The sequence below is a fragment of the Shimia sp. genome (genome assembly GCF_965227725.1).
Taxonomy (GTDB): domain Bacteria; phylum Pseudomonadota; class Alphaproteobacteria; order Rhodobacterales; family Rhodobacteraceae; genus Shimia.
The window spans coordinates 1,472,852-1,496,678 of sequence record NZ_CBDDGH010000005.1; the positions used below are offsets into that span (position 1 = coordinate 1,472,852).

At 59.4% G+C, this 23,827-nt stretch carries 26 protein-coding genes and 1 pseudogene; 13 read left to right on the forward strand and 14 right to left on the reverse strand.

What is annotated here, in order from left to right:
* Window positions 1-90 precede the first annotated feature (90 nt).
* The 5 genes and pseudogenes from ACO07T_RS17495 to coxB all read right to left on the reverse strand — a co-directional run bounded on the left by ACO07T_RS17495 (window position 91) and on the right by coxB (window position 3,595).
* The gene (locus ACO07T_RS17495; RefSeq protein WP_209063767.1) at window positions 91-891 is read right to left on the reverse strand and encodes a cytochrome c oxidase subunit 3; all 801 of its coding nucleotides are present in this window, start codon (window positions 889-891) and stop codon (window positions 91-93) included.
* A gap of 48 nt (window positions 892-939) precedes the next feature.
* Window positions 940-1,539, reverse strand: coding sequence for a cytochrome c oxidase assembly protein (locus ACO07T_RS17500; RefSeq protein ID WP_209079403.1), 600 nt, complete (start codon window positions 1,537-1,539; stop codon window positions 940-942).
* A complete protein-coding gene (locus tag ACO07T_RS17505; protein WP_422050423.1) occupies window positions 1,539-1,709 on the reverse strand; it encodes a hypothetical protein in 171 nt (56 codons plus the stop codon). The genes ACO07T_RS17500 and ACO07T_RS17505 overlap by 1 nt, the downstream gene beginning before the upstream one ends.
* A gap of 2 nt (window positions 1,710-1,711) precedes the next feature.
* Window positions 1,712-2,651, reverse strand: a pseudogene (gene cyoE / locus ACO07T_RS17510) (heme o synthase).
* A gap of 95 nt (window positions 2,652-2,746) precedes the next feature.
* Window positions 2,747-3,595: a cytochrome c oxidase subunit II gene (gene coxB, locus ACO07T_RS17515; protein ID WP_422050424.1), complete on the reverse strand. Its 849-nt coding sequence runs from the start codon at window positions 3,593-3,595 to the stop codon at window positions 2,747-2,749.
* A gap of 179 nt (window positions 3,596-3,774) precedes the next feature.
* On the opposite strand from coxB, the gene tldD reads away from it, so the two are divergent.
* From tldD to aat, 11 genes are all read left to right on the forward strand, one after another.
* Window positions 3,775-5,196, forward strand: coding sequence for a metalloprotease TldD (gene tldD, locus ACO07T_RS17520; protein ID WP_209079406.1), 1,422 nt, complete (start codon window positions 3,775-3,777; stop codon window positions 5,194-5,196).
* Between the two features lie 133 nt (window positions 5,197-5,329).
* Window positions 5,330-6,478 (forward strand): DNA-processing protein DprA, encoded by a 1,149-nt coding sequence (gene dprA, locus ACO07T_RS17525; RefSeq protein ID WP_422050425.1) that lies wholly within the window; start codon window positions 5,330-5,332, stop codon window positions 6,476-6,478.
* Window positions 6,479-6,657: 179 nt separating this feature from the next.
* Window positions 6,658-9,261, forward strand: a complete 2,604-nt coding sequence (gene topA, locus ACO07T_RS17530; RefSeq protein WP_422050426.1) for a type I DNA topoisomerase — start codon at window positions 6,658-6,660, stop codon at window positions 9,259-9,261.
* A gap of 129 nt (window positions 9,262-9,390) precedes the next feature.
* Complete coding sequence (locus ACO07T_RS17535; protein ID WP_422050427.1) at window positions 9,391-10,746, forward strand: adenylate/guanylate cyclase domain-containing protein; 1,356 nt, start codon at window positions 9,391-9,393, stop codon at window positions 10,744-10,746.
* Window positions 10,747-10,936: 190 nt separating this feature from the next.
* A complete protein-coding gene (locus tag ACO07T_RS17540) occupies window positions 10,937-11,659 on the forward strand; it encodes a CoA transferase subunit A (protein ID WP_422050428.1) in 723 nt (240 codons plus the stop codon).
* 2 nt (window positions 11,660-11,661) lie between these two features.
* Window positions 11,662-12,291, forward strand: a complete 630-nt coding sequence (locus ACO07T_RS17545; protein ID WP_422050429.1) for a 3-oxoacid CoA-transferase subunit B — start codon at window positions 11,662-11,664, stop codon at window positions 12,289-12,291.
* Between the two features lie 120 nt (window positions 12,292-12,411).
* Window positions 12,412-12,777 (forward strand): VOC family protein, encoded by a 366-nt coding sequence (locus ACO07T_RS17550; RefSeq protein WP_422050430.1) that lies wholly within the window; start codon window positions 12,412-12,414, stop codon window positions 12,775-12,777.
* 45 nt (window positions 12,778-12,822) lie between these two features.
* Entirely contained in the window at window positions 12,823-13,365 is a 543-nt protein-coding gene (locus ACO07T_RS17555; RefSeq protein ID WP_422050431.1) for a LuxR C-terminal-related transcriptional regulator, read from the forward strand.
* A 334-nt stretch (window positions 13,366-13,699) separates the two neighbouring features.
* Window positions 13,700-14,203 (forward strand): acetyl-CoA carboxylase biotin carboxyl carrier protein, encoded by a 504-nt coding sequence (accB, locus tag ACO07T_RS17560; RefSeq protein ID WP_209081025.1) that lies wholly within the window; start codon window positions 13,700-13,702, stop codon window positions 14,201-14,203.
* A gap of 10 nt (window positions 14,204-14,213) precedes the next feature.
* Complete coding sequence (gene accC, locus ACO07T_RS17565; RefSeq protein WP_209063796.1) at window positions 14,214-15,566, forward strand: acetyl-CoA carboxylase biotin carboxylase subunit; 1,353 nt, start codon at window positions 14,214-14,216, stop codon at window positions 15,564-15,566.
* 19 nt (window positions 15,567-15,585) lie between these two features.
* Entirely contained in the window at window positions 15,586-16,236 is a 651-nt protein-coding gene (aat, locus tag ACO07T_RS17570) for a leucyl/phenylalanyl-tRNA--protein transferase (RefSeq protein ID WP_209081027.1), read from the forward strand.
* On the opposite strand, the gene ACO07T_RS17575 is transcribed toward aat, so the two are convergent.
* The 4 genes from ACO07T_RS17575 to ACO07T_RS17590 form a co-directional block, all read right to left on the reverse strand.
* Window positions 16,167-16,658: a DUF2155 domain-containing protein gene (locus ACO07T_RS17575; RefSeq protein WP_422050432.1), complete on the reverse strand. Its 492-nt coding sequence runs from the start codon at window positions 16,656-16,658 to the stop codon at window positions 16,167-16,169. The two genes, aat and ACO07T_RS17575, sit on opposite strands and share 70 nt — an antisense overlap.
* 1 nt (window position 16,659) lies before the next feature.
* Window positions 16,660-17,109, reverse strand: a complete 450-nt coding sequence (gene mlaD, locus ACO07T_RS17580; RefSeq protein WP_209081031.1) for an outer membrane lipid asymmetry maintenance protein MlaD — start codon at window positions 17,107-17,109, stop codon at window positions 16,660-16,662.
* A 7-nt stretch (window positions 17,110-17,116) separates the two neighbouring features.
* A complete protein-coding gene (locus ACO07T_RS17585) occupies window positions 17,117-17,506 on the reverse strand; it encodes an NADH:ubiquinone oxidoreductase subunit NDUFA12 (protein WP_209063804.1) in 390 nt (129 codons plus the stop codon).
* Window positions 17,507-17,608: 102 nt separating this feature from the next.
* Complete coding sequence (locus ACO07T_RS17590; RefSeq protein ID WP_209081041.1) at window positions 17,609-18,019, reverse strand: glyoxalase superfamily protein; 411 nt, start codon at window positions 18,017-18,019, stop codon at window positions 17,609-17,611.
* A gap of 209 nt (window positions 18,020-18,228) precedes the next feature.
* Between ACO07T_RS17590 and ACO07T_RS17595 the strand changes: the two genes are divergently transcribed.
* Entirely contained in the window at window positions 18,229-19,344 is a 1,116-nt protein-coding gene (locus ACO07T_RS17595) for a Hint domain-containing protein (RefSeq protein ID WP_422050433.1), read from the forward strand.
* Window positions 19,345-19,347: 3 nt separating this feature from the next.
* On the opposite strand, the gene ACO07T_RS17600 is transcribed toward ACO07T_RS17595, so the two are convergent.
* From ACO07T_RS17600 to ACO07T_RS17610, 3 genes are all read right to left on the reverse strand, one after another.
* Window positions 19,348-20,232, reverse strand: coding sequence for a DMT family transporter (locus ACO07T_RS17600; RefSeq protein WP_209063811.1), 885 nt, complete (start codon window positions 20,230-20,232; stop codon window positions 19,348-19,350).
* 36 nt (window positions 20,233-20,268) lie between these two features.
* Entirely contained in the window at window positions 20,269-20,652 is a 384-nt protein-coding gene (locus ACO07T_RS17605) for a RidA family protein (protein ID WP_422050434.1), read from the reverse strand.
* A 327-nt stretch (window positions 20,653-20,979) separates the two neighbouring features.
* Complete coding sequence (locus tag ACO07T_RS17610) at window positions 20,980-21,504, reverse strand: SRPBCC family protein (RefSeq protein WP_422050435.1); 525 nt, start codon at window positions 21,502-21,504, stop codon at window positions 20,980-20,982.
* Window positions 21,505-21,654: 150 nt separating this feature from the next.
* On the opposite strand from ACO07T_RS17610, the gene ACO07T_RS17615 reads away from it, so the two are divergent.
* Window positions 21,655-22,527 carry an AraC family transcriptional regulator gene (locus ACO07T_RS17615; RefSeq protein ID WP_422050436.1) on the forward strand — a complete coding sequence of 291 codons (873 nt, stop codon included), beginning with the start codon at window positions 21,655-21,657 and terminating at the stop codon, window positions 22,525-22,527.
* A gap of 45 nt (window positions 22,528-22,572) precedes the next feature.
* On the opposite strand, the gene ACO07T_RS17620 is transcribed toward ACO07T_RS17615, so the two are convergent.
* Both ACO07T_RS17620 and ACO07T_RS17625 read right to left on the reverse strand, forming a co-directional pair.
* Window positions 22,573-22,842 carry a glutaredoxin family protein gene (locus ACO07T_RS17620; protein WP_209081046.1) on the reverse strand — a complete coding sequence of 90 codons (270 nt, stop codon included), beginning with the start codon at window positions 22,840-22,842 and terminating at the stop codon, window positions 22,573-22,575.
* 298 nt (window positions 22,843-23,140) lie between these two features.
* Complete coding sequence (locus ACO07T_RS17625; protein ID WP_422050437.1) at window positions 23,141-23,758, reverse strand: hypothetical protein; 618 nt, start codon at window positions 23,756-23,758, stop codon at window positions 23,141-23,143.
* Window positions 23,759-23,827: the final 69 nt, after the last annotated feature.

A 23,827-nucleotide genomic window follows, 5' to 3' on the forward strand; every position in this document is an offset into this window, starting at 1 on the left:
AAAATCGCGGCAGGAACACCCACCGCGATTTGCTTTAATCTTATCCGCGCTACAGGATCAACCTTTTGTGGCGCGGCATATCGGAGCGGCTTACTGGCCCCAGATGTAGACGGCTGCGAAAAGGAACAGCCAGACCACATCCACAAAGTGCCAGTACCAGGCTGCGGCCTCGAAACCGACGTGCTTTTCCTTGGTGAAATGGCCCGCGTTCAGACGCAGCAGGCAAACCAGCAGGAAGATGGTGCCGATGACCACGTGGAAGCCGTGGAAACCGGTCGCCATGAAGAAGGTCGCGCCATAGATGTTGCCGGCAAAGCCGAAGGCCGCGTGGCTGTATTCATAAGCCTGGAACACGGTGAAGATCGCGCCCAGTGCCACAGCGATGATCAGGCCCCACTTCATGTCCTCACGGTTGTCTTCATGCGCCAGCGCGTGGTGCGCCCAGGTGGCCGCACAGCCGGAGCACAGCAGGATCAGCGTGTTGATCAACGGCAGGTGCCATGGATCAAAAGTCTCGATGCCCGCAGGTGGCCACACGCCATCCACAGCAGGGCTTTCCGGCCCCATCGGGTACATCGCATGTTTGAAGAAGGTCCAGAACCAAGCGGCAAAGAACATCACTTCGGACATGATGAACAGGATAAAGCCGTAGCGCAGACCAATCTGCACAACCGGTGTGTGATCGCCGACTTTGCTTTCCGCAACCACATCGGCCCACCAGCCAAACATGACGTAAAGCACGGCCACCAGACCGATCAGGAACACCCAAGGGCCGCTGTCATGCATCCAGAGCACAGCCCCAAAGAGCATAAAGAAGCCGCCCACAGAGCCCAGGAATGGCCACCATGAGGGGGCCAGAATGTGATAATCGTGATTTTTAGCGTGCGCCATAATAGTTATTCCCTCGTTGGCCGGCTTGCTTTCTTGTCGTTTTGCCCGTCAGTTTCGTTCAGTTGCGCCCACATCTGTCAGATCGACAGAAGCCTCCCCCGCCAGCGCGGCGAGTTCCTCGGGCAATTCGGTTTCATAAAAAGTGTACCCCAAGGTGATCACCTTGATGTATTTCGCGTCCCGGTCATCCACGATCTCAGGATCCACAAAGAAGCTCACCGGCATGGTCACCCGTTCCCCGGGCTGCAACACCTGCTCCTCAAAGCAGAAACAGTCGATCTTGGTGAAAAACCCACCGGCATCATAAGGCGCCACATTGTAGCTTGCGGTGCCCGCCACCGGACGGTCAGTCGGGTTGTAGGCTTCGTAAAACGCCAGTCCGGTCTCGCCGATGCGCACTTCCATCTCGCGCTGCATGGGCTTGAAATCCCATGGCATATCCCGATCTAGAGAGGCGTCAAACCGCACCTTGATGGTCTTGTCCAGAATGACATCACTGCCCGCCTCAGCGGTGTTGGTCACCCCGCCAAATCCGGTCACCCGGCAGAACCAGTCGTAAAACGGCACCGACACCCACGCGAGGGTTCCCATCAACGCAACAACGCCAACGGTCTGCACCAGCGTCTTCGTTTTTGGGTCCATCGCCATCACTGCCCCCTCTGGATGCTGGCATTCTCCGGCTCATAATCGCCGCGTGTCACCTTCACGACCGTCAGGCCGAAGACGATGAAGACAATGAAGCTCACAAGCACCAGCGCCACCCCGAGGTTGCGCCCAAATCTGCGCTTGTGTAGTTCATGCTCCTCCCGAAAACTCATGCTTACCAGCCTCCCAAGCCGTATGGGGCCAAAGCAACCTCTGCGAGGATCGCCCCAAAATGCAAGAAGAGGTATAGAAGCGAGAGTTTGAAAGAACCCTTTTTCCCGCGCATAGTCATCCGCTTCAGAAGCAGCCTCATCGCGACGCCAGATCGCAAATGCGCCCAGCACAAACAGCGCGTTCAGCACCAGCGCGGTGGTCAGATAGATCGGGCCGCCCACATCGGTGAAGCCCATGCCAATGGCCACAACGGCGAGCAGCAGGGTGTAAACCAGAATATGGTTGCGGGTCACGCGGCGGCCATGGGTCACATGCAGCATCGGCACGCCCGCGTCTTTGTAATCAGACTTCATGAACAGGCACAGCGCCCAGAAGTGTGGCGGCGTCCACATGAAGGTCAGCGTGAACATCAGCACGCTTTCGATGGACACCCCGCCGGTGACCACAGCCCATCCGATCATCGGAGGGAAAGCCCCTGCCGCGCCACCAATCACGATGTTCTGCGGGGTCCAGCGCTTCAGCCACATGGTGTAGATCACCACATAGAAAAATATTGTGAAGGCCAGCAGCCCGGCGGCCACCCAATTGGCGGCAAGGCCTAGCATCACCACGGAGAACCCGGAGAGCGCCACGCCAAAGGCCAGCGCCTCTCCCTCAGTCACCTTGCCCGCAGGGATCGGGCGGCTCTGGGTGCGCTTCATCACGCGGTCGATATCCGCGTCATACCACATGTTCAGCGCGCCAGACGCGCCGCCGCCCACAGCGATGAACAGGATTGCGCAGAAGGCCACAAAAGGATGCACCGATCCGGGCGCCGCCAGCAGGCCCACCGCAGCGGTGAACACAACCAGCGACATCACGCGCGGTTTCAGCAGCGCAAAATAGTCGCCAAATTCTGCATCACCGGAACCGGCTTGCGTGTTGATGCTTGCGTCGCTCATTCTTGTCTCCGTCTGAGGTGTGCGCCGAGCGCACCCCCTACAGATATGGCCTTGGTATTGGAAGGGTGCGCAGCGTGCCGCGCACCTGAGTAAGATCAGTCAGCAGAAGCAACCTGCACGCCTGGCAGCGTGGACATGTCGCCCGCATATTCCTCGATCGCGCCTTTCAGCCACTCATTATATTCTTCTTCAGACACCACCTGAACCGTGATCGGCATATAGGCGTGGTCTTTGCCGCAAAGCTCGGAGCACTGACCAAAGAAGATGCCTTCACGCTCCGCTTCAAACCAAAGCTGCGCGATACGGCCAGGCACCGCGTCCTGCTTTACGCCGAAGGACGGGATGGTCCAGCTGTGGATCACGTCTGCACCGGTCACATCCATCACCACGGTCTTGCCAACAGGCACAACCACTTTGGTGTCGGTTGCCAGCAGATACTCGTCTTCGTTGTAGCCGTAGTCCGCTAGCGCCTCTTTGCCCAACAGGAAGCTGTCAAACTCGAACTCGTGGTCGGTGTACTCATAGCCCCAGTACCACTGGTAGCCGGTCACCTTGATATGTACGTCCCCTTCCGGGATTTCCTGCTGGTTGAACAGAACCGGCAGGCTGTTCACACCAATGAACAGCAGGATCAGGATCGGACCGAGCGTCCAGGCAATTTCCAGCGGCGTGTTGTGGGTGAACGCAGATGGTGTCGGATTGGAGCGGCGGTTGAAGCGCACCATGCAGTAGACGATCAGGGCGGTCACAAAAATCACGATCAGCGTGATGATCACCAGGATCAACCAATCAAGAGACTGTATTTGCCGTGCCAGCTCGGTCGCTGCGGGCTGGAACCCTGTGGCATTGGGGACTGGCTTGCCAATGGTCTCAGCACTTTGCGCGAGCACGGAGGACGCTGAAATAGCTGCCGTTAGGCCCAGGAATGTCGATAGAAGTCGCATGTCTCACCCTGATCGGTTGCGTATTGTTTTTTCAATTGTGCGGAAGCGCTGTGCTCTCAAACACATCCCCGCTGTTGTTTTAGGCTTAGAAACCATATTCTAAGACTCAAATAAAGATCGAAGCTTGCGGCAAACGGACGCTTTTTTGATCTAGATCAAATTAAGAGGCATGATGGGCTATGGCCGAAAACCACTTCCAACCCTTTGAAAATAAAGTTGATGAGGGCACCGCCCTGCGACTTTTGCGCGCAGCCACCGATGGCGCCGAAGACGGAGAGCTGTTTTTGGAGCGTCGCAGCTCCGAAGCTTTGGTTTTTGATGATGGACGTCTGAAAACCGCCAGTTATGACGCCGCAGAGGGATTCGGTCTGCGTGCTGTGAACGGCGAAGTGTCGGGATATGCCCATGCCTCAGAGATCAGCGAATCCGCGATCAAGCGCGCGGTTGAGACCGCACGGCTCGCTGTTGGCGCGGGCGGCGGCACATTGGCCGCTGGCCCCACGCCCACCAACCGCAGGCTTTATACGGATGCCGACCCCATTGGCGGCATCGACTTCCCGGTGAAAATCGAAACCCTGCGCGAGATCGACGCCTTTGCCCGTGATCTTGATCCGCGTGTGGTTCAGGTCTCAGCCACTCTGGCCGCCTCACATCAGGAAGTGGTGATCCTGCGCCCGGACGGCACCCAGATCACCGATGTGCGCCCGATGACTCGCGTGAATGTTTCCGTGATTGTTGAGGAAAACGGCCGCCGCGAAAGCGGCTCTGCCGGTGGTGGCGGGCGGCTTGGCCTTGACGGTCTGCTCGATCCGGCGGACTGGCAGGCCAAAACCCGCGAAGCACTGCGCATCGCTTGCGTGAACCTCTCTGCGGTTCCGGCTCCCGCTGGCCCGATGGAAGTTGTGCTCGGCCCCGGCTGGCCCGGCATTCTTCTGCACGAAGCTGTCGGCCACGGCCTTGAGGGCGACTTCAACCGCAAAGGCAGCTCCAAATTTGCCGGCATGATCGGCCAGCAGGTCGCTTCCAAAGGCGTGACCGTAATTGATGACGGCACCATCCCGGATCGCCGCGGCTCCATCACTGTGGATGACGAGGGCACACCCTCTGGCAAAACCACGCTGATCGAAGACGGCATTCTGGTCGGTTACATGCAGGATCGCCAAAACGCGCGCTTGATGGGGGTCGCCCCCACCGGCAACGGCCGCCGCGAAAGCTACGCCCATGCGCCCATGCCGCGCATGACCAACACCTATATGGAGGGTGGCACCTCTGATCCGGCTGATCTGGTGGCCTCGCTGAAAGATGGCATCTACGCCGTCGGCTTTGGCGGCGGACAGGTGGACATCACCAACGGCAAATTTGTGTTCTCCTGCACCGAGGCCTACCGCGTGGAAAACGGCAAAGTCGGCGCGCCCGTCAAAGGCGCAACGCTGATCGGGGATGGCGCCACCGCCATGATGCAGATCAAAGGGCTCGGAAATGACATGGCGCTGGACCCGGGCATGGGCAACTGCGGCAAGGCTGGTCAATGGGTCCCGGTCGGTGTCGGCCAACCCACTGTTCTCATGGACGGATTGACCGTGGGGGGCTCAGCTGCCTGAACGTCAACAAAACAAGGGCTTCCAACCAGAGCTTGAAAATAATTTTGAAAAAAATTCGATTTTCATGCGTTGGTTTACGCCCTGTTAACCACTGAAGACATAAACATTCTCTTGCAAGCAGGCGGAGTTGCGGATGACCGAAGATCGAATTTCTTCCACTCACCCCCAAATCCCACCCACCACGGAGGAAGCGCGATTGCTGCGGCTTCGCCTCTTGCGATCCCGACGCGTCGGGGCCACCACTTTCCACAGATTGATGACAGAATACGGCACAGCGGAGGCTGCGCTGGAGGCGCTGCCGGGCATTGCCAGATCCGCAGGTGTTGCGCGCTATAGCGCCACCTCCCATCAAGATGCAGAGCGAGAGCTGAAAGACGGCTGTGCCACAGGAGCGCGGCCGATTTTTTTTGGCGAACCGGAGTATCCCGCGCTTCTGGCCGACATTCCCGATGCCCCGCCAATGCTGTGGGCGCAGGGGCAAGTGGACCTTTTGCACAAACCCACCATCGCCGTGATCGGTGCGCGCAACGCCTCTTCCTTGGGGCTGCGCATGGCGGCGCGTCTTTCCAAAGAGCTGGGTGAGGCTGGCTTCACCATTGTCTCAGGCCTTGCGCGCGGCATTGACGCCGCCGCCCATGCCGCCGCGCTGGAAACCGGCACCATCGCCGTTTACGCAGGTGGCCTGTCCCGTCCCTACCCCGCACAGAACCTGTCGCTTGCGGGCGACATTGCCACGCAAGGCCTGTGCCTGTCAGAACAGCCCCCCGCCATGGAGCCCCGCGCGCGCCATTTCCCGGCCCGCAACCGGATCATCTCCGGCCTGACCCGCGCCGTTGTGGTGGTGGAGGCCGCCTCAAAGTCCGGCAGCCTTCTGACTGCGCGCATTGCGCTCGATCAGGGCCGCGACGTGCTGGCCGTGCCCGGCCATCCATTTGATGCCCGCGCCGCCGGAGCCAATATCCTCATTCGCGACGGGGCCACCCTTGTGCGCGGTGCGGAGGATGTGCTTGAGGTGCTGACCACCCTGCCTTTGCCCGCGCAGCAACAGGCCGTTCCCGCCGACATCCCCGCAGATCCCGCGCCCCGCCGCGACCGCAATCTGCGCGAAACCGCCGCGCTGCATTCTGAAATCCTGGGCCGCCTCGGCCCCTCCCCGCTCAGCGAAGATCAGCTGGTGCGCGACCTTTCCCTGTCCCCGCAAAAGCTCACCCCCGCGCTTCTGGATCTGGAGGTCAGCGGCAAAATCACCCGCCTCTCCGGTGGGTTGCTCTGCAAAAACTGAGCCCGCATGTGTTTTGAGCAACCGCCCAAACCTTGCACGCAAATGCCTTCCAACCCACATCACACTCACGCCCCGTTCAGCTCAAAGTAACAACAAAAACCACCATGGATTGACAATCCCCCCTTTCGCCCCACATTTTTCGCCGCCATAAGGCTCGCGCCGAGTCGAGAGGAAATTGAATGCCAGTAGTTGTCGTAGAATCCCCAGCCAAAGCCAAAACGATCAATAAGTATCTTGGCTCAGATTACACTGTTCTGGCGTCCTACGGCCACGTGCGCGACCTCCCGGCCAAAGACGGCTCGGTCGACACCGACAATGAATTTGACATGACATGGGAAGTCGGCACCGACAGCCGCAAACATGTCAAAGCCATCGCCGATGCGCTGAAAGAAGACAACGCGCTCATTCTCGCAACCGACCCCGATCGCGAAGGAGAGGCGATCAGCTGGCACCTTGAGGAAGCGCTGCGCAAACGCCGCGCCATCAAGAAAGACACGCCCGTGTCCCGCGTGGTGTTCAACGCGATCACCAAAACCGCCGTGACCGAGGCGATGCAAAACCCGCGTCAGGTGGATCAGCCGCTGGTGGATGCCTATCTCGCCCGCCGCGCGCTCGACTATCTTGTGGGCTTCAACCTCTCCCCCGTGCTCTGGCGCAAACTGCCCGGCGCGCGCTCTGCGGGCCGCGTGCAATCTGTGTGCCTGCGTCTCATCGTTGAGCGCGAGATGGAGATCGAGGCGTTTAACGCCCGCGAATACTGGTCCGTGAAAGCCCTGCTCGCCACCCCGCGTGGCAAAGAGTTTGAGGCCCGCCTCACCGTTCTGGGCGGCGAGAAGCTCGACAAATACGCGCTGGAAAACAGCACCGCCGCCGAACTGGCCGTGCAGGCGATCCAGTCCCGCGACCTCTCTGTGGCGCGCGTGGAGGCCAAGCCCGCCTCCCGCAACCCATCCGCGCCCTTCATGACCTCCACGCTGCAGCAGGAGGCCAGCCGCAAATTCTCCATGGGCGCGCGTCAGTGCATGAGCGCCGCCCAGCGCCTCTATGAGGCCGGCTACATCACCTATATGCGGACCGACGGCATCGACATGGCACCTGAGGCCGTGGCCGCCGCCCGCGACGCGATCCAGACGCTTTATGGCGATGACTACGTGCCCGCCGAGCCGCGCATCTACAAAAACAAAGCCAAGAACGCACAGGAAGCGCACGAATGTATCCGCCCGACGGATATGATGCGCAAGCCCGATGACCTGAAAGTCACCGACGCCGACCAGCGCAAGCTTTATGACCTGATCTGGAAGCGCACGCTGGCCTGTCAGATGGCCGGCGCCCGTATGGAGCGCACCACGGTCGACATCGCCTCTGACGATCAACAGGTCGAGCTGCGCGCCACCGGTCAGGTGGTGCTGTTTGACGGCTTCATGCGCGTCTATGAAGAAGGCCGCGACGATCAAGTTGTCGATGATGACGACAAGCGCCTGCCCCAGATCATGCAGGGCGAAAAGGCCGACAAACGCACCGTGACCCCGGAGCAGCATTTCACCCAGCCACCGCCCCGCTACACCGAGGCGACGCTGGTAAAAAAGATGGAAGAGCTCGGCATCGGCCGCCCCTCCACCTATGCCTCCGTGATCACCACCATTCAGGATCGCGAATACGTCCGCAAAGACAAAAACCGCCTCTTCCCAGAGGACAAAGGCCGCATCGTCACGATCTTCTTGCTGAACTTCTTCCGCACCTATGTCGGCTATGAGTTCACCGCGAACCTCGAAGAAGAGCTTGATGACGTCTCCGCAGGCAACCGCGACTACAAAAACGTGCTCGCGCGCTTCTGGAAAGATTTTTCCGCCGCCATCGGCGAAACCAGCGAGCTGCGCATTTCCGAGGTGCTCGACGTGCTGGATGACGCGCTGGCCCCACAGCTCTATCCGCCACGCGAAGACGGCTCCGATCCGCGCGTCTGCCCGAAATGCGGCAACGGCCAGCTGCACCTCAAAAGCTCCCGCACCGGCGGCTTTGTCGGCTGCGGCAACTACCCCGAATGCACCTACACCCGCCCGATTGCAGGCGAAGGCGCAGATGGCGACGAGCGTGTGCTCGGCGAAGACGCAGGGGATGAAATCTGGCTCAAGGCTGGCCGCTTCGGCCCCTATGTGCAGCGTGGTGAGCCAACGCCTGAGAACAAAAAGCCGCCGCGTGCCTCCCTGCCGCGTGGCTGGAACAAGGACGACATGGACCTCGCCAAGGCCCTGACGCTCCTGTCCCTGCCTCGCGAAATCGGCATGCACCCCGAAGGCGGCATGATCACCTCCAACTTTGGCCGTTTTGGCCCCTACGTGATGCACCAGCTGCCCGATGACGCAAAGCCGGTCTACGCCAACCTCAAAGACCCCAACGATGTCTTTGAAATCGGCATGAACCACGCGGTCGAGCTGCTGACAGAAAAGCGCAACAACCCGGGCCGTCGCGGCGGCGGCGCAGCCGCCAAACCGCTGCGCGAGCTGGGCGAACACCCCGATGATGGGGGCGCAGTCAACATCATGGACGGCCGCTACGGCGCCTATGTGAAATGGGAAAAAGTTAACGCCACCATCCCCAAAGAGGTGGAAGTGGCCGATGTGACCATGGAACAGGCTGTGCAGTGGATCGCGGAGAAAGCGGCCAAGAAAAAGCCCACGCGCAAGAAAGCGGCCCCCAAGAAAACCGCTGCGAAAAAGAAGGCCCCCGCCAAGAAGACAACGGCCAAGAAAACCACAACCAAAAAGGCGGCTGACACAGAATAAGCTGTCAACGTTCAAAGAAAGGCCCCCACGCGGGGCCTTTTGCTTTTGTGCAAAGGGCACGCCACAAAACTGTCGATTTCTGCCCGACAATGCCCAACACTGTAACTGTGTTGAAAGTGTGAGGCTGGTATGAGTGAAAGCGGCTATGTGGAGTGTGACGGGCTGAGCATCGCCTACCGCAGCTCCGGCTCCGGTCCTCTCGCTATTCTCATGGTGCCCGGCATTTTCTCCCATTGCGAACTCTATCACGACTTCCCGCAATACAGCGACTTCATCGCCCGACTGACGGAATTTGCCCGTGTGGTCGAATTTGACAAACGCGGCCAGGGGTTTTCTGATCGCCTAACTGCCGCGCCCACGCTGGAAGAACGCGCCAATGACATCTCCGCATTGATCACCGCGTTGAACCTTGACGATTGCGTGCTCTTCGGCCTCTCCGAAGGGGCGGCCATGGCCCTGCTCTATGCGGCCACACACCCCTCTGACATCTCCAAGGTGATCACTTTTGGCGCCTATGCCAAAGCCTGCGGCAGCGCCGATTACCCCTATATGCCCCCCGCAGATGTGCGCCGCGCAGCCATTGAACACACTTTGGCACGTTGGGGCACAGGGGAAACCCTTGGGATCTTCGTGCCCGAACTGGCGCATTCGCCTGCCGCCCAACAGCTCTTTGGCAAGATCCAGCGCGCCTCCTGCCCCCCGGCCGCCATGCGCCAATATTTTGATCTCAATCTGCAAATCGACATCCGCGCCATTCTCGGACTGGTTCAGCACCCGACGCTTGTTTTGCACCACAGCACCGATCAGCAGGTGCCCATCGACAACAGCACCTACATTGCCAAACAGGTGCCTAACGCACGGTTTGAGGATTGCGGCCCCGGCGGGCATTTCTTCTGGGGCAATGACAACGCGCGGATCGTGGCATCCATCCGGTCTTTCCTGATGGACCGCCCAATGCACCAGCTTGATACCCAACGCGTGCTGGCCACCCCGCTCTTTGCCGATATCGTGCAGTCCACCGAAGCCGCCAAAGCTGCGGGTGACCATCAGTGGCACATCCTGCTGCAGAAAATGGAAGCACAAGCCGCGGCCTGCATTGATCTCTTCGGGGGCCGCCTGATCAAATTCACCGGGGATGGGTTACTGGCCCTGTTTGATGCACCGGGCCGCGCCGTCGACTGCGCGCTCAACCTGCGCAAAACCTTACACGCATTGGGGCTGCAAAGCCGCATCGGCCTGCACACCGGCGAAATCGAGTTGCGCGGCGCAGACATCGGCGGTCTCGCCGTGCATGCCGCCGCCCGGATCGAAGCCCTCTGCCAGCCCGGCCAAATCCTCGTCTCGCGCACGGTCACCGAACTCACCATCGGCAAAACCTCACTGGCCTTTGATCCGATCGGCACGCACCAGCTCAAGGGCTTTGACACCCCATGGCCAATCTTTGAAGTGCATCAAGCCCCACACAATGTCCCCTCAACGGCCTAGCGGACAAACAGTCCCCCATCCAATCTTCATTCTGCCGCAAATACTCCGGGGAGCGCGAGGGGCTGACCCCTCGCCCCGTCCCGCAAACGCCCCCCGTAGTAATACGCCTTTGCCCCTGCGGTCGTTGACTCCCCTGTGACGCCCCGTCACAACTTTGCGCAATTTGCTGACCCCAGGGAGAGAGACACCCATGAACAAGGTATATGCCAATGCCGCAGACGCGCTTGAGGGCGTGCTGTCTGACGGCATGTTCATCGCCTCAGGCGGCTTTGGCCTCTGCGGCATCCCCGAGCTTCTGCTCGACGCCATCAAAGACAGCGGCGTCAAAGACCTGACCTTTGCCTCCAACAACGCAGGCGTGGATGATTTTGGCATCGGCATCCTGCTGCAGACCAAACAGGTCAAAAAGATGATCAGCTCCTATGTGGGCGAAAACGCGGAATTCATGCGCCAGTATCTCTCCGGCGAGCTGGAACTGGAATTCAACCCGCAAGGCACGCTGGCCGAACGTATGCGCGCCGGTGGTGCGGGCATTCCGGGCTTCTTCACCAAGACCGGCGTGGGCACCGTGATTGCCGAAGGCAAGCTGGAAAAGCAGTTCCCCACCGGGCCGGATGGCGCGATGGAAGACTACATCATGGAAGAGGGCATCTTTGCCGATCTGGCCATTGTAAAGGCGTGGAAAGCCGATGAAACCGGCAATCTGGTATTCCGCAAAACCGCCCGCAATTTCAACGCGCCCGCAGCCACCTGCGGCAAGATCTGCATCGCCGAGGTTGAGGAAATCGTGCCCACCGGCTCGCTGGATCCGGACGCGATCCACCTGCCCGGCATCTATGTGCACCGCATCATTCAGGGCGACCACGAAAAACGCATCGAACAGCGCACCGTGCGCCCGCGCGAGGAGGCATAACAATGGCTTGGGATCGCAATCAAATGGCGGCACGCGCCGCACAGGAACTGCAGGACGGCTGGTATGTGAACCTCGGCATCGGCATCCCGACGCTGGTGTCCAACTACATCCCCGAAGGTGTTGAAGTCACACTGCAATCTGAAAACGGCATGCTCGGCATGGGCCCCTTCCCTGTTGAGGGAGATGAGGACGCAGACCTGATCAACGCCGGCAAACAGACCATCACTGAGCTGCCGCAGACCGCCTATTTTGACAGCGCGCAGAGCTTTGCGATGATCCGCGGCGGCAAAATCGCCATGGCCATCCTCGGCGCGATGGAAGTGGCGGAAAACGGCGATCTGGCGAACTGGATGATCCCCGGCAAGCTGGTGAAAGGCATGGGCGGCGCGATGGATCTGGTGGCCGGTGTCGGCCGCGTGGTGGTTGTGATGGATCACGCCAACAAACACGGCCAGTCCAAGGTGCTGAAGGAATGCACCCTGCCGCTCACCGGCAAAGGCGTGGTCGACCGCATCATCACCAACCTCGGTGTGCTTGATGTGGTTGAAGGCGGCCTGAAGCTTGTCGAGCTGGCCGAGGGCGTCAGCGAAGAAGAGTTCCGCGCCGCAACCGAGGCCACGCTGGTCAACTAAGCGGTACGCGACCAAACCCAACAAAGCCCCGCCACTGTGCGGGGCTTTTTATTTGCCCGCGTGCCCTTTCCGCTCAACCATGACCTGCTAAGGTGGCCTCGCCTGCTACGGAGAGATCACATGCCGCCCTTGGGAAGACTTGTCATCTACACCAAGAAAATCGACGCCTTGGTCGATTTCTATTGCAGCCACTTCGGCTATCAGCATTTGCGGATTGAAGGCGATAGAATTGTCGAACTCCGCGCACCAGACGGCGGCGCATCCCTCCTCCTGCACCCCGCCTCAAAGGGACAGAAAGCGGGCCAATCCCTAATCAAACTGGTCTTTGACGTCCAAGACGTTCCCGCATTCTGCGAAAAAGCCAAAGAACGTGGTCTGGACTTCGGCCCAATCCACCAAGCGGATGGTTATTGCTTTGCCACCGCCAAGGACCCGTCTGGCAATTCCGTCTCTGTCTCCAGTCGTGCCTTCGTAGTTAGCCCCTAACGCCCCCCTTCCCCTTTCCCCACACCTGTGCCATCACTGCGCCCCATGGAACTTCACGCACTGGCCTTTGATCACGCCCCCGTCGGGCTCTGCATTCTTCAGAACCGCATCATTTCGCGCGCAAATCTGCGGTTTGGCGAGATGTTTGGCCTGTCTGCTGAGGCCTGCGCCGCACGCTCCATTGCCGAGTTCTACGCCTCTCAGGAAGACTACCGCACCATTGGCGAGCGGGTCTATTCCGCCATTGCCGACACCGGCCGCTACAGCGACGAGCGCGTGATGCGCCGCTCCGATGGCACGCTGTTTTGGTGCCGCGTGCGCGGCCAGTCCACCTCGCCTGACAACCCGTTTCAGAAAAGCGTCTGGTCCTTTGCAGACCTGTCTGAGGACCGCCCCGTGGTCGAGCTCACCCAGCGCGAGCGCGAAGTGGCCATCCTGACCTGCCGCGGCATGACCTCCAAGGAAATCGGTCTGGAGCTGGATCTGTCTTATCGCACGGTGGAGGAATACCGCGCCCGCCTGCTGCGCAAATTTGGCGCGCGCAAGCTGGCCGAACTTGTGGCGAAACTTGCCGGCATGCCGCTCTAGCGCCCTCTGCGCCGGCTCTTGCCGTTCCGCTGCATTGCCTGACACAGGCCAACACTGCCCGACATCTGCGGCGCGCGCCCCCGATTGGCAGGTCAAATTATGACCCAACGTCACCGAGTCACCGCACAGGGACAGCGCTGCGTTGACATCTGAGGACAGCGCTGCGCGTAAAATTGGCCACAAAAGCCCGTTCAAGGCTGGAAAACAACGTCTTTTCCCCCCATCTGAAAGGCCAGTTCAGCTTTCCTACAGGGTGCTTTTTCTCTATAAGCGCCGCAAGGGAAACCAGAATAAGACTCAACCGCGCTTTGCGCGAAGAGGATAGAAAACGGAAATGAGCAAGAAAAATCACGACTCCGATGTGGCCTTCATCTCTGCACTGGCAGAGCTCCTGCGCGAAAACGACCTGACCGAGCTGGAAGTCATGCGCGAATATGGCGAGGACGACAGCCTGAACGTGCGTGTCAGCCGCCAGACCCAAGTGGTCGCCGCACCGGCCCAAGTCGCCGTCGCTGCCCCCGCAGCCGCAGCCCCAGCCGCCGCACCGGCAGCCCCTGCGGCAGCCGCCGCCCCTGCCGCAGCAGAAGCAGATCCAGCAAGCCACCCGGGCGCTGTGACCTCGCCGATGGTTGGCACCGTGTACCTGCAGCCGGAACCCGGCGCGGCCTCCTTCATCAGCGTCGGTCAGACCGTCAGCGAAGGCGACACCCTGCTGATCGTGGAAGCGATGAAAACCATGAACCACATCCCGGCCACCAAATCCGGCACCGTGAAGCGCATTCTGGTGGCAGATGGCGACACCGTGGAATACGGCGCGCCGCTGGTGATCATCGAATAAGGGTTCTGTAATGTTTGACAAAATCCTGATCGCCAACCGCGGAGAAATCGCCCTGCGCGTGATCCGTGCGTGCCGCGAAATGGGCATCAAATCGGTCGCGGTGCACTCCACCGCCGATGCGGATGCGATGCACGTGCGGATGGCGGATGAGGCGATCTGCATCGGCCCTGCGCCGGGCACAGACAGCTATCTGAACATGGCCTCCATCATCGCGGCCTGCGAAGTCACCGGCGCTCAGGCGATCCACCCGGGCTATGGCTTCCTGTCTGAAAACGCGAACTTTGTGCAGATCGTCGAAGACCACGACCTGACCTTCATCGGCCCAACCGCCGAGCACATCCGTGTGATGGGTGATAAGATCACCGCCAAAGACACGATGATCAAACTCGGCGTGCCCTGCGTGCCCGGCTCTGACGGCGGCGTGCCGGATCTGGCCGCGGCCAAGAAGCTTGGCGAAGAGATGGGCTATCCGGTCATCATCAAAGCCACCGCCGGTGGGGGTGGTCGCGGCATGAAAGTGGCGCAAACCGCCGCGGACATGGAAAGCGCCTTTATGACCGCACGGGCCGAGGGCAAAGCCGCCTTTGGCAACGATGAAGTCTATATCGAGAAGTACCTCACCACCCCGCGCCACATCGAAATTCAGGTGTTTGGCGACGGCAAGGGCAATGCGGTGCATCTGGGCGAGCGGGACTGCTCCCTGCAGCGTCGTCACCAGAAGGTGTTTGAAGAGGCCCCCGGCCCCTCCATCACACCGGAAGAGCGTGCGCGCATCGGGAAAATCTGTGCGGATGCGGTTGCCAAGATCAACTACATCGGCGCGGGCACCATCGAGTTCCTCTATGAAAACGGCGAGTTCTATTTCATCGAAATGAACACCCGTCTGCAGGTGGAACACCCGGTGACCGAAGGCATCTTTGGTGTGGACCTTGTGCGCGAGCAAATCCTCGTGGCCGCAGGCGAGCCCATGTCCTTTGGCCAGGATGATCTGGAGATCAACGGCCACGCGATTGAGGTGCGTATCAACGCTGAGAAACTGCCGGATTTCGCTCCGCGTCCCGGCAAAATCACAGCCTACCACGCGCCTGGCGGCCTTGGCGTGCGCATGGACAGCGCGCTTTATGACGGCTACTCCATCCCGCCATATTACGACAGCCTGATCGGCAAGCTGATCGTGCATGGCCGCGACCGGGCCGAGGCGCTTGCACGTCTGGACCGCGCTCTGGGTGAGCTGATCATCGACGGCATCGAAACCACGACGCCGCTCTTCCACATGCTGCTTCAGGAAAAAGACATCCACACCGGCGAATACAACATTCACTGGTTGGAGAAGTGGCTCGACGCCAATATGGCGGAGGGCTGATCCTGCTTGGGCGCGCATCATGAGCGAGGTCACACCGGACCTCTTGATGCGCGCCTATGGCATGGGGGTGTTCCCCATGTCCGAAAACCGCGATGACCCGGATATCTTCTGGGTGGACCCGATCCGCCGCGGTATTTTCCCCCTCGACGGATTCCACATCTCCCGCAGCTTGGCCCGCCGCATCCGGCGCGGCGCTTATGACGTGTCCCTGAACGCGGATTTTGAGGGGGTGCTTTATGGCTGCGCCGATCGCGATGAGACCTGGATCAACGCACAGATCCACCAGCTCTATGTCGATCTGCACCAGCGCGAACAGGCGCATTCTCTGGAGGTCTGGGACGGCTCCCGCTTGGTCGGTGGCATATATGGCGTGACCCTTGGTGCCGCCTTCTTTGGTGAAAGCATGTTCTCCCGCGCCACAGACGCTTCCAAAGTGGCGCTCGCCTTTTTGATCGAACATCTGCGCCGCTGCGGCTTCACACTGTTTGACACGCAATTTCTGACCGAACACCTCGCCTCACTGGGCGCCATAGAGGTGCCCCGCGCCGATTATCACCGGATGCTCACATGGGCGCAGCGTCAGGACGCTGACATCACCGCTCACTCGCTGCCGTCAGCCTCAGAGGTGCTGGCCTCAGCCACTTTGCAGCGCAAGACCCAGACGTCATAGCGCGGGTGATCCAGCGCGCTCAGCGCCGGAGAGCTGGCAATCATCCAGCCCTGAAACAGATTTGCCCCTGCCCCCTGATCCTCAAAGACCGAGATAAACGCATAGGCTTCACCAGTGGCATTCTCGCTGGGGTGACGGCATTGCGCCATATCCACACGCAGGGTGCCAAAATTGACGCTATAGCCGTTTTGCAATTCAAAATCAGCCACTTGCCCGGTGAGCTTGTCCAGCCCCCGCAGCATCGCCCCTTCGCCCACCGAGGCGGCCACAACCGTTTCACTGGTCACATCGCCCAAAGGAATTTCCAGCGGCTCATAGCGCAGCGGCGCAATATCGAGCGTCTCGATGATGATCTCCTGCGCCACCGCGGGCGCCGCAGCCAAACCCGCCGTCAGCGCAAGCGCCGTTGCCGCCCTGCGCATCTCAGCTCTCTCCGCTGCCGCTGACAAACTTCAGCAACAGCGAGATCAGGCTGACAGAGCCCTGCGTGTCCTCAATCTCGTCACCGGCCTCAAAATTGAACGGCGAGCCACCCGGCAGGATTTCCACAAAGTTGCCGCCCAGCAGCCCCTCAGAGGAAATCACAACCGCACTGTCATCCGGCAGTTCAATGCCATTGGCGACGTTGAAATTCGCCGTCGCGCGGAAGGTGGCCGGGTCCAGCTGCACATCGGTCACCGTGCCGATTTTCACACCGGCCAGCCGCACATCCGTGCCCACGCTGATGCCCTCAATGGAGCGGAAAGATGCGTTCAGCCCATAGCCGCCCGTATCGCCCCCCACATTGGAAAACTGCGCGCCATACAGCAGAAAGCCTGCTGCCACCGCGACCACAGCCGCGCCTACAAAAGTCTCAGTACGTACCGCCGACATGGGCTAATTACTCCGGGCTCCAAGCCTCATAATCAGAGCGCTCTACCGGAGCTTTGCCCGTGGCTCTGATCGATCCTGCCGGCGCATAGGCCAAAGCCGAGCCGGTCACATTTTCCTGATGTGGGATTTCCCACGTTTTATGCGCCAATGGTTTTTCGGAGGGCACCTCGTCAAAGGTCCGGTGCAGCCAGCCATGCCAATCCGCGCCCACGCGGCTGGCTTCGGCTTCACCGTTGTAGATCACCCAGCGTTTTGAATCATTGGCGTTGCGGTAATAGACATTGCCTTCAGCATCTTCCCCAACTTTGATGCCTTTGCGCATCGTATAGAGTTTGGTGTTCAGCGTGGCGCCATTCCACCAGGTCAATACGTTGTTGATTGTGCTCAGAATGCCCATGGGAGTCTCCGCAAATACATGTTCCATATGGACCATTTGCCCTCAAAGGTCCAGTCCGCAGAACCCCTTGGTAAAGAGATCGCGAACAGGGCCTGCGCGCGGTCACTGCGCTTGCGCGTTTTGCTCGCAAAATGTCAGCTTATTGCCAAAGGGATCGGTCACTTTCACCTGCTGGCCCCAGGGCATGGTCTCAAGCCCCAGCCGCAGGTTTTCCGGGTTGCGCGCAACAAGCTCCGCATGAAAGGCCTCCACGCCCTCCATCGGCACAAAGCAGCCGCTCCCCGGGGTCGCATCGCCAAAATGCTCGGTCAGATGCAACAGACAGTTCTGTCGGGAAATCTGCATATATAGCGGGAAATCCACATCGTGGCGATGTTCCCAATCTTTGGAAAAACCCAGAAAATCCAGATAGAAAGCCCGCGCATGGGCCTCATCAAACATCCGCAAGATCGGGATGGCTGATTTCAGGACGCTGCCGCCCTCATGGCCGCCTTGTGAAGCTGTTTCCGCCATAGGTCCCCGCCGCTCCCGTCAGAGTTGAAACGCATTCTCCCTTCACCAAAGGCCACCGTCTGCGCGTTGTCAATCTTCTTGACCTAAGGGTATGGGAAACCCGACGCATCTCAGCAAGAAACGGCCAAATGCGTAAAATACGAACGGTCAAAGGTATCTAAGGGAGTTTCCTTTATCGATGGGTCAAACGGCCCACAAAGGATGATCTCATGGTAATGCGCAAATTCATGGCCAGCGACAGTCAGGCGCTGAAGATCACCTCCGACAGCCCGTTTGGCACCGCAGGCAGCTCCATCATCAACAACTCCTCGACCCCGGATGGCACCGTATTCCAATTCACCGGCGGCTATCAGGATTTCATGATCTCGCTGGAGGACAGCAGCAGCGACACCTCCATGTTCAACGACAACGCCGAGGACAACCACGTCATCGTCGACGGTAAGGGCTTGGTGGCAGATGGCACCAAGGTGGAATCTGAGTCCCACATCTATGTGCAAAAACTGGATGACCACGGCTTTCCAACCGGCCCCCAGATCAAACTCACCGTCTTCTCACAAGGCGGAAACGCGTCAGACGTCTGGGGATTTGCCACCGACGCCTCGCTTGTGGATGGTGCAAAATACGTCAAAGTCATGGGCAGCAACTACGGGGACAGCAAATACAGCGATTTCAAAGATGTGGATGGCGTGCCCTGCTTTGCCGCAAACACCCATATCGCCACCCCAGCAGGCCCCCGCAAAGTTCAGGATCTCTGCCCCGGCGATCTGGTTCTGACCTTTGATCACGGCCCCCAACCCGTGCAATGGGCGACCGCCACCCATAAGGCGCTGTCTGCGGGCTCAAAGCACCACCCGATCCTCATTTCAGCGGGTGCGCTCGGCTGCGATCTGCCGTTTCGCGATCTGATTGTCTCCCCTCAGCACCGGGTGCTGATCCGCCAACAGGACGCTGAGATCTTTACCCCGGCCAAGGCGTTGACCTCTCTGGCTGGTATCCGGGTGCTCTCTGAATGGCAGGAGGTGGAATATGTTCATATTCTGCTGCCAAACCACGCGGTGATTTTGTCCGAAGGGCTTGCAACCGAAAGCTTCTTTCCCGGCCCCATGGCCCTCGCCGCCCTGTCTGAGGAAAACCGCAGCGCACTGAGTGCCCAGATTGGTAGCAGCAACGCCTACGCAGACACCTGTCGCCCCACTTTGTCGGTGCGCCAGACCCGCGACTGGCTCACTGAGCGGCCTGCGGCGGCGCAAGGCGACCTCGGGTACGGCTTTCAAACCCTTCAGGAAAACCGGAGGGCAGAGATCACCCGCTCTCTCAGCGCCTGATCCTCACCGCTTCCCGCGCCAGAGGATCACAAGCCCTGAGAGCACGATCAGCAGGCTGCCTGCGATCATCATCGCGTCGAGCCCTTCACCAAACACGATCACTCCGAGCGCCACGCCAAACAGCAAACGGCTGTAGCGGAACGGCGTCACCGCAGAGACCTCCCCGGTGCGCATCGCCCGCATCAGCGCGCTATAGGCAAAGACGCCACAGGCCACCGCCGCCGCCACCGCCAGAAGCGCATTTGGCTGCGGGGTGTGAAACGGCTGCTGCTCCCACAGCGCCCCATAAAGCGCTCCGGCCAGCACAATCGCCAGAAACCCATAGAGCCCCAAAACAGCCGTCCCAAGGCTCGCAGGCGCCGCGCGGCTGGCCAGATCACGCCCGGCAAAGCCCAGCATCCCGCCAACCGCCAGCAGCGACAACAGGGTGAAACTGTCCCCGCCGGGGCGCACCACCAGCACAACGCCCAGCAGCCCGATCACAATCGCGAGCCAGCGCCGCCAACCCACACGTTCGCCCAGCACCAGCGCCGCAAAGGCCACCACCACAATCGGCGTGGCCTGCAGGATCACCGTGGTTGAGGACAGCGGCGTCAGCGCCAGAGACAGGGTGAAAAACAGCCGCCCAAAAATCTCGAAAAACACCCGCACCTGCATTGGGCGCGACAGCACCTCCTTGGGGGCCAGCGGCTGCCCTTTGGCGCGCAGCCACAGGGCAAACACCATGGCCCCGCCCGCCCCGAACAACACCATCACCTGCGCGATCGGCAGGCTCTGGGCGGCGGCCTTCAAAAAGGCATCCTCCACCGCAAACCCGGCCATGGCCGCGACCATAAACAGGCTGCCCAACCGATTGGCCGCGCGATCCGTGGCAATATGAGAGGTCATGTCAAAGCGCTTTCGCTGAGGGCTGCGGACATAGCGTTAAGAAGACACGCGGGCGGTGACTTCGATCTCGATCTTCATCGCTTCTTCCATGAGATCTGCAATGATCATCGTCGCCGCTGGCTTGGCCTTCGCAAAAACCTCACTGGTCACCGGCCAGCATTTCTCGAAATCACTGCCGTCGGGCAGGATGTAGTTCACCCGCACCACATCATCGAGGCTGCTGCCCGCTTCCTCAAGCGCCTTACCGATGGTCGCCAGCGTGTTGCGGCACTGATCCACTACATCCTCAGGCAGGGTCATGGTCTCATAATCATAGCCCGTGGTGCCGGACACAAAGACCCAGCCATCCGCCACAACCGCGCGGGAATAGCCGATTTTTTCTTCAAAGGGAGATCCGGTGGAAATGTGACGTACAGCCATGATGCGCTCCTGAATTTCTGTTCAGGTCAGACATCCTCCGGTAGAGGGGAACTGTCAATGGCTACCGACGTCAGGTCGGCATGCGAATGGTTTTGGCAGTTCACCGAAGGCGTCACTTTGCGCTCGGCATAAGTCCCTAGGCCAGCATCACATCCATCCTTCGAGCCCAAGCGACCAAGACCAGCCCCGCCCCCCAAAAACCACGTCACACAACGCGCCCCTCCTCAACAAGAGGCGCGCTGCCAAGCGGGCACGATCAGCGCTCTACAGCGGCCTTAAGCTCACTGTTGAACAGCTGATATCCTGCAAACAGCTGGCTCACGAAATTCACCGCATAGGGGTTATCCACAATCTCATCTGACTGGGTGAACAGCGTTTGCCGCCACAGGCTTCCACCGCGTAAATATGGTTGTCATGCCCCCCGCCAAGCTCCACCGGGAAGGGGTCGGACCACCCGATTTTTTGGCCATCTTCAAAAATCAGCTTATGCGGAATGTCATTTGAAATCGGCTGTCCCGCATCATCCACACCAAACAGGAAGGTCACCACCACGCTGCCGCCATTTTTAATCTCGCCGGTCATCCCCTGCAGCGTGCCTGTGCTCCAACTGGCCATATCCTCAAAATTTGTCAACGTCGCCCAGACCTGAGCTGGCGCAGCGTCGATCAGGATGGATGTGCTGATGCTGGCATGCGTCGCGCTGAGCTGAGCAATGCCACCGCGCATCATCGCGTCGTCACAGGCCCCATGTGATGTGTGACCTGCGCCACCAGCCAGCACGGGCGTGCCTAAGCTGAGTGCAAGACATGTGGCGGCAGCGCAGGCGGATGTGATGGTGTGTGAACGTGTCATATGTGCTCCTAAGATCTGATGATCTCTGTCTAGGGCGCAATCCGCGCAGCGTCTTGCCAGATCCTCCGGCAAACCTGCCAATTCCTCTGAGGATACATTTTTCCGTGATCTTTGGCGGCGTGGTTGCTAGGAAGCGATAAGGGAGGCTCCATGTCACAGGACAGACTACAGCGCTTAGCAAAACAGTTTCAAATCAACGAAAACAGCCCGGCAGCGGCCCATTTGCCCGCGGCGCATGTGTTTGAGCGTGATGAGGTCAGTGAGTTTGAAACCATTCTCTACAATCCCTTCATCTGCCTGATCCTTCAGGGACAGAAGGAATTGCTCATGGGGCAGACCTCCATCACCCTGTCCCCCGGCGATGCCTTTCTGGTGAGCCATGACCTGCCCGTCACCGCAAAGATCCTTGAGGCCAGCCCGGAGCGGCCCTACCTTGCCTTGGTGTTTGCCCTGGATCTCGGGATCCTGCGCGGCCTTTATGAGCAGGTCGGCGATGTGATCTCAGCAGAGGCTTCGGCCAGCGTTTTGTCCACCACCGTCGCAGACCCTGCCTACATTGCGCCCATGGCGCGCTATCTCGAACTGGTGAACGCCCCGCTGGATGCACAGGTGCTTGGCCCGATGCACCTGAGAGAAATCCACTTTCGGTTGCTGATGTCCCCGATCGGCGGGATGTTGCGGAACCTGCTTTTGGTCAACAGCCATGCCAGCCGCATTGCCAAAGCCATATTGCAGATCAAAGAGAAGTTCCGCGAGCCGCTGGTGGTGGCCGACCTTGCCGATATCGCGGGGATGAGCCCATCCTCATTTCATGAGCATTTCAAATCCGTGATGGGCATCACGCCGCTGCAATACCAAAAAGACCTGCGCATGATTGAGGCGCGCGACCTGATTATGCGCGGCGCCTGCTCTGTCTCGACGGTGGGCTTTGAAGTCGGCTATCAAAGCGCCACCCATTTCAGCCGCGACTATTCTCGCAAATTCGGCAGCCCTCCCAGAGATCACCTTGGGCGGGCCAGGTGAGTCATATCAGAAGTTGCAGATTTACCGCCCGCCGCCTCACTCAGCCTAGCGCTTCCAGAAACGTTTGGACTTCGGCTTTTGCCCCTGCAGATGTTTCTTCAGATCGGTAAACCCGCCAATCTTGACCCCATCAATGAAAATCAGCGGCGTGGTGGTGATGTGATGCTTGTCTTTGAACGCATCCGTCTCCCGCCGCGTGCGCAGCACATGTTCCTCAATCTCAAACTTCTCCCGCTTGAGCAGGTCACGCGCAGCGGTGCCATAGCCACAGGTATAATTGGGCAGATCCATGCGATAGAGTACGGCTTTGGGCATTTGAACAGGTCCTTTGTTAGCGCGCCCGATATTGGCCCCCGCGCCCCCAATGGCAACCAGCCGCCCGCTCACATTTGCGTGCGCGACGCCTTCTCATTCGTCAAATATCCTGGGGTGAATGCGCGCCGAGCGCGCAGAGGGGCAAAGCCCCTTTCCACCTGTCAAACAGACGCGCCGCCCCAAGTTAAAGATCTAACAACCTGAACCACTGCACAAACCCATACGATACCTACTTTGACCGATGCTACCGCGCGGCTTAATCTCAGTCGCTAAGCTTTGGTAGTAGCAAGGCTCGCGTTTAGTCCTTTGCCCTATCCTGCACAAAGACAAGAAACATCTTGCTCATGACGGAAATTACGAACAGAGATCCAAGCAACTGGCCAACAAACTGAGTGATCTGGAAGGTTGTCAGGACACCTCGAGATGCCTCCAAAACACTGGGAGTAATCACGCCAAAAATGATCTGGAGAGCTATTGAAACTGCTGCTGATATGAGCACGACTACGAGTAGAGATATACCTTTATTGCTTGTGTAATCCCATGATCCAGACAGGCCGACGCGGTTTTCGACAGCGGCACCTGGAAGAATTAAACAAAGCCGTATGCCCAAGTAGAGCGACGGCAATGATGCGATACTAGGCCAGATAAGGAACTTAAGCGGTGGCATTGCGCCTCTGGCTAGAGCTTCAGGGTCAAGGTCACTGACCATCATCGGACCGATGATTGCCATGATCGGAAGCATCGGCAAAGAAATCAGTATCCCCAAACCAAAAAGGTTCAAGACATAGCGCAACACTGCCTTAACTCTTAGTGGCGGTGCCAATCCTGTTGGTTGTTCGCCAAGCACCAACAGCCTGTGCCAAGCCACAACCGGCCAGAAAACCAAGAACAGAAACACGCAAGATTTCAATCGCATTCATGTTCTGACCTCGATCGTGAATTCCGCATTCAAAGGTTGTATCCCTTTTTTGCGAGTTGCTGGCGC

Coding starts and splice junctions, on each gene's coding strand:
- ACO07T_RS17620 (WP_209081046.1), bottom strand. CDS start 22,842: ATGCCCAAAGCCGTACTCTATCGCATGGATCTGCCCAATTATACCTGT.
- ACO07T_RS17590 (WP_209081041.1), bottom strand. CDS start 18,019: ATGGCGGAAACAGCTTCACAAGGCGGCCATGAGGGCGGCAGCGTCCTG.
- ACO07T_RS17550 (WP_422050430.1), top strand. CDS start 12,412: ATGCCGCCCTTGGGAAGACTTGTCATCTACACCAAGAAAATCGACGCC.
- topA (WP_422050426.1), top strand. CDS start 6,658: ATGCCAGTAGTTGTCGTAGAATCCCCAGCCAAAGCCAAAACGATCAAT.
- ACO07T_RS17500 (WP_209079403.1), bottom strand. CDS start 1,539: ATGGCGATGGACCCAAAAACGAAGACGCTGGTGCAGACCGTTGGCGTT.
- ACO07T_RS17585 (WP_209063804.1), bottom strand. CDS start 17,506: ATGGGCATTCTGAGCACAATCAACAACGTATTGACCTGGTGGAATGGC.
- ACO07T_RS17575 (WP_422050432.1), bottom strand. CDS start 16,658: ATGCGCAGGGCGGCAACGGCGCTTGCGCTGACGGCGGGTTTGGCTGCG.
- ACO07T_RS17540 (WP_422050428.1), top strand. CDS start 10,937: ATGAACAAGGTATATGCCAATGCCGCAGACGCGCTTGAGGGCGTGCTG.
- ACO07T_RS17545 (WP_422050429.1), top strand. CDS start 11,662: ATGGCTTGGGATCGCAATCAAATGGCGGCACGCGCCGCACAGGAACTG.
- ACO07T_RS17625 (WP_422050437.1), bottom strand. CDS start 23,758: ATGCGATTGAAATCTTGCGTGTTTCTGTTCTTGGTTTTCTGGCCGGTT.
- ACO07T_RS17605 (WP_422050434.1), bottom strand. CDS start 20,652: ATGGCTGTACGTCACATTTCCACCGGATCTCCCTTTGAAGAAAAAATC.
- ACO07T_RS17600 (WP_209063811.1), bottom strand. CDS start 20,232: ATGACCTCTCATATTGCCACGGATCGCGCGGCCAATCGGTTGGGCAGC.
- coxB (WP_422050424.1), bottom strand. CDS start 3,595: ATGCGACTTCTATCGACATTCCTGGGCCTAACGGCAGCTATTTCAGCG.
- mlaD (WP_209081031.1), bottom strand. CDS start 17,109: ATGTCGGCGGTACGTACTGAGACTTTTGTAGGCGCGGCTGTGGTCGCG.
- dprA (WP_422050425.1), top strand. CDS start 5,330: ATGACCGAAGATCGAATTTCTTCCACTCACCCCCAAATCCCACCCACC.
- ACO07T_RS17535 (WP_422050427.1), top strand. CDS start 9,391: ATGAGTGAAAGCGGCTATGTGGAGTGTGACGGGCTGAGCATCGCCTAC.
- ACO07T_RS17555 (WP_422050431.1), top strand. CDS start 12,823: ATGGAACTTCACGCACTGGCCTTTGATCACGCCCCCGTCGGGCTCTGC.
- ACO07T_RS17495 (WP_209063767.1), bottom strand. CDS start 891: ATGGCGCACGCTAAAAATCACGATTATCACATTCTGGCCCCCTCATGG.
- ACO07T_RS17505 (WP_422050423.1), bottom strand. CDS start 1,709: ATGAGTTTTCGGGAGGAGCATGAACTACACAAGCGCAGATTTGGGCGC.
- ACO07T_RS17595 (WP_422050433.1), top strand. CDS start 18,229: ATGGTAATGCGCAAATTCATGGCCAGCGACAGTCAGGCGCTGAAGATC.
- accC (WP_209063796.1), top strand. CDS start 14,214: ATGTTTGACAAAATCCTGATCGCCAACCGCGGAGAAATCGCCCTGCGC.
- aat (WP_209081027.1), top strand. CDS start 15,586: ATGAGCGAGGTCACACCGGACCTCTTGATGCGCGCCTATGGCATGGGG.
- ACO07T_RS17615 (WP_422050436.1), top strand. CDS start 21,655: ATGTCACAGGACAGACTACAGCGCTTAGCAAAACAGTTTCAAATCAAC.
- ACO07T_RS17610 (WP_422050435.1), bottom strand. CDS start 21,504: ATGACACGTTCACACACCATCACATCCGCCTGCGCTGCCGCCACATGT.
- tldD (WP_209079406.1), top strand. CDS start 3,775: ATGGCCGAAAACCACTTCCAACCCTTTGAAAATAAAGTTGATGAGGGC.
- accB (WP_209081025.1), top strand. CDS start 13,700: ATGAGCAAGAAAAATCACGACTCCGATGTGGCCTTCATCTCTGCACTG.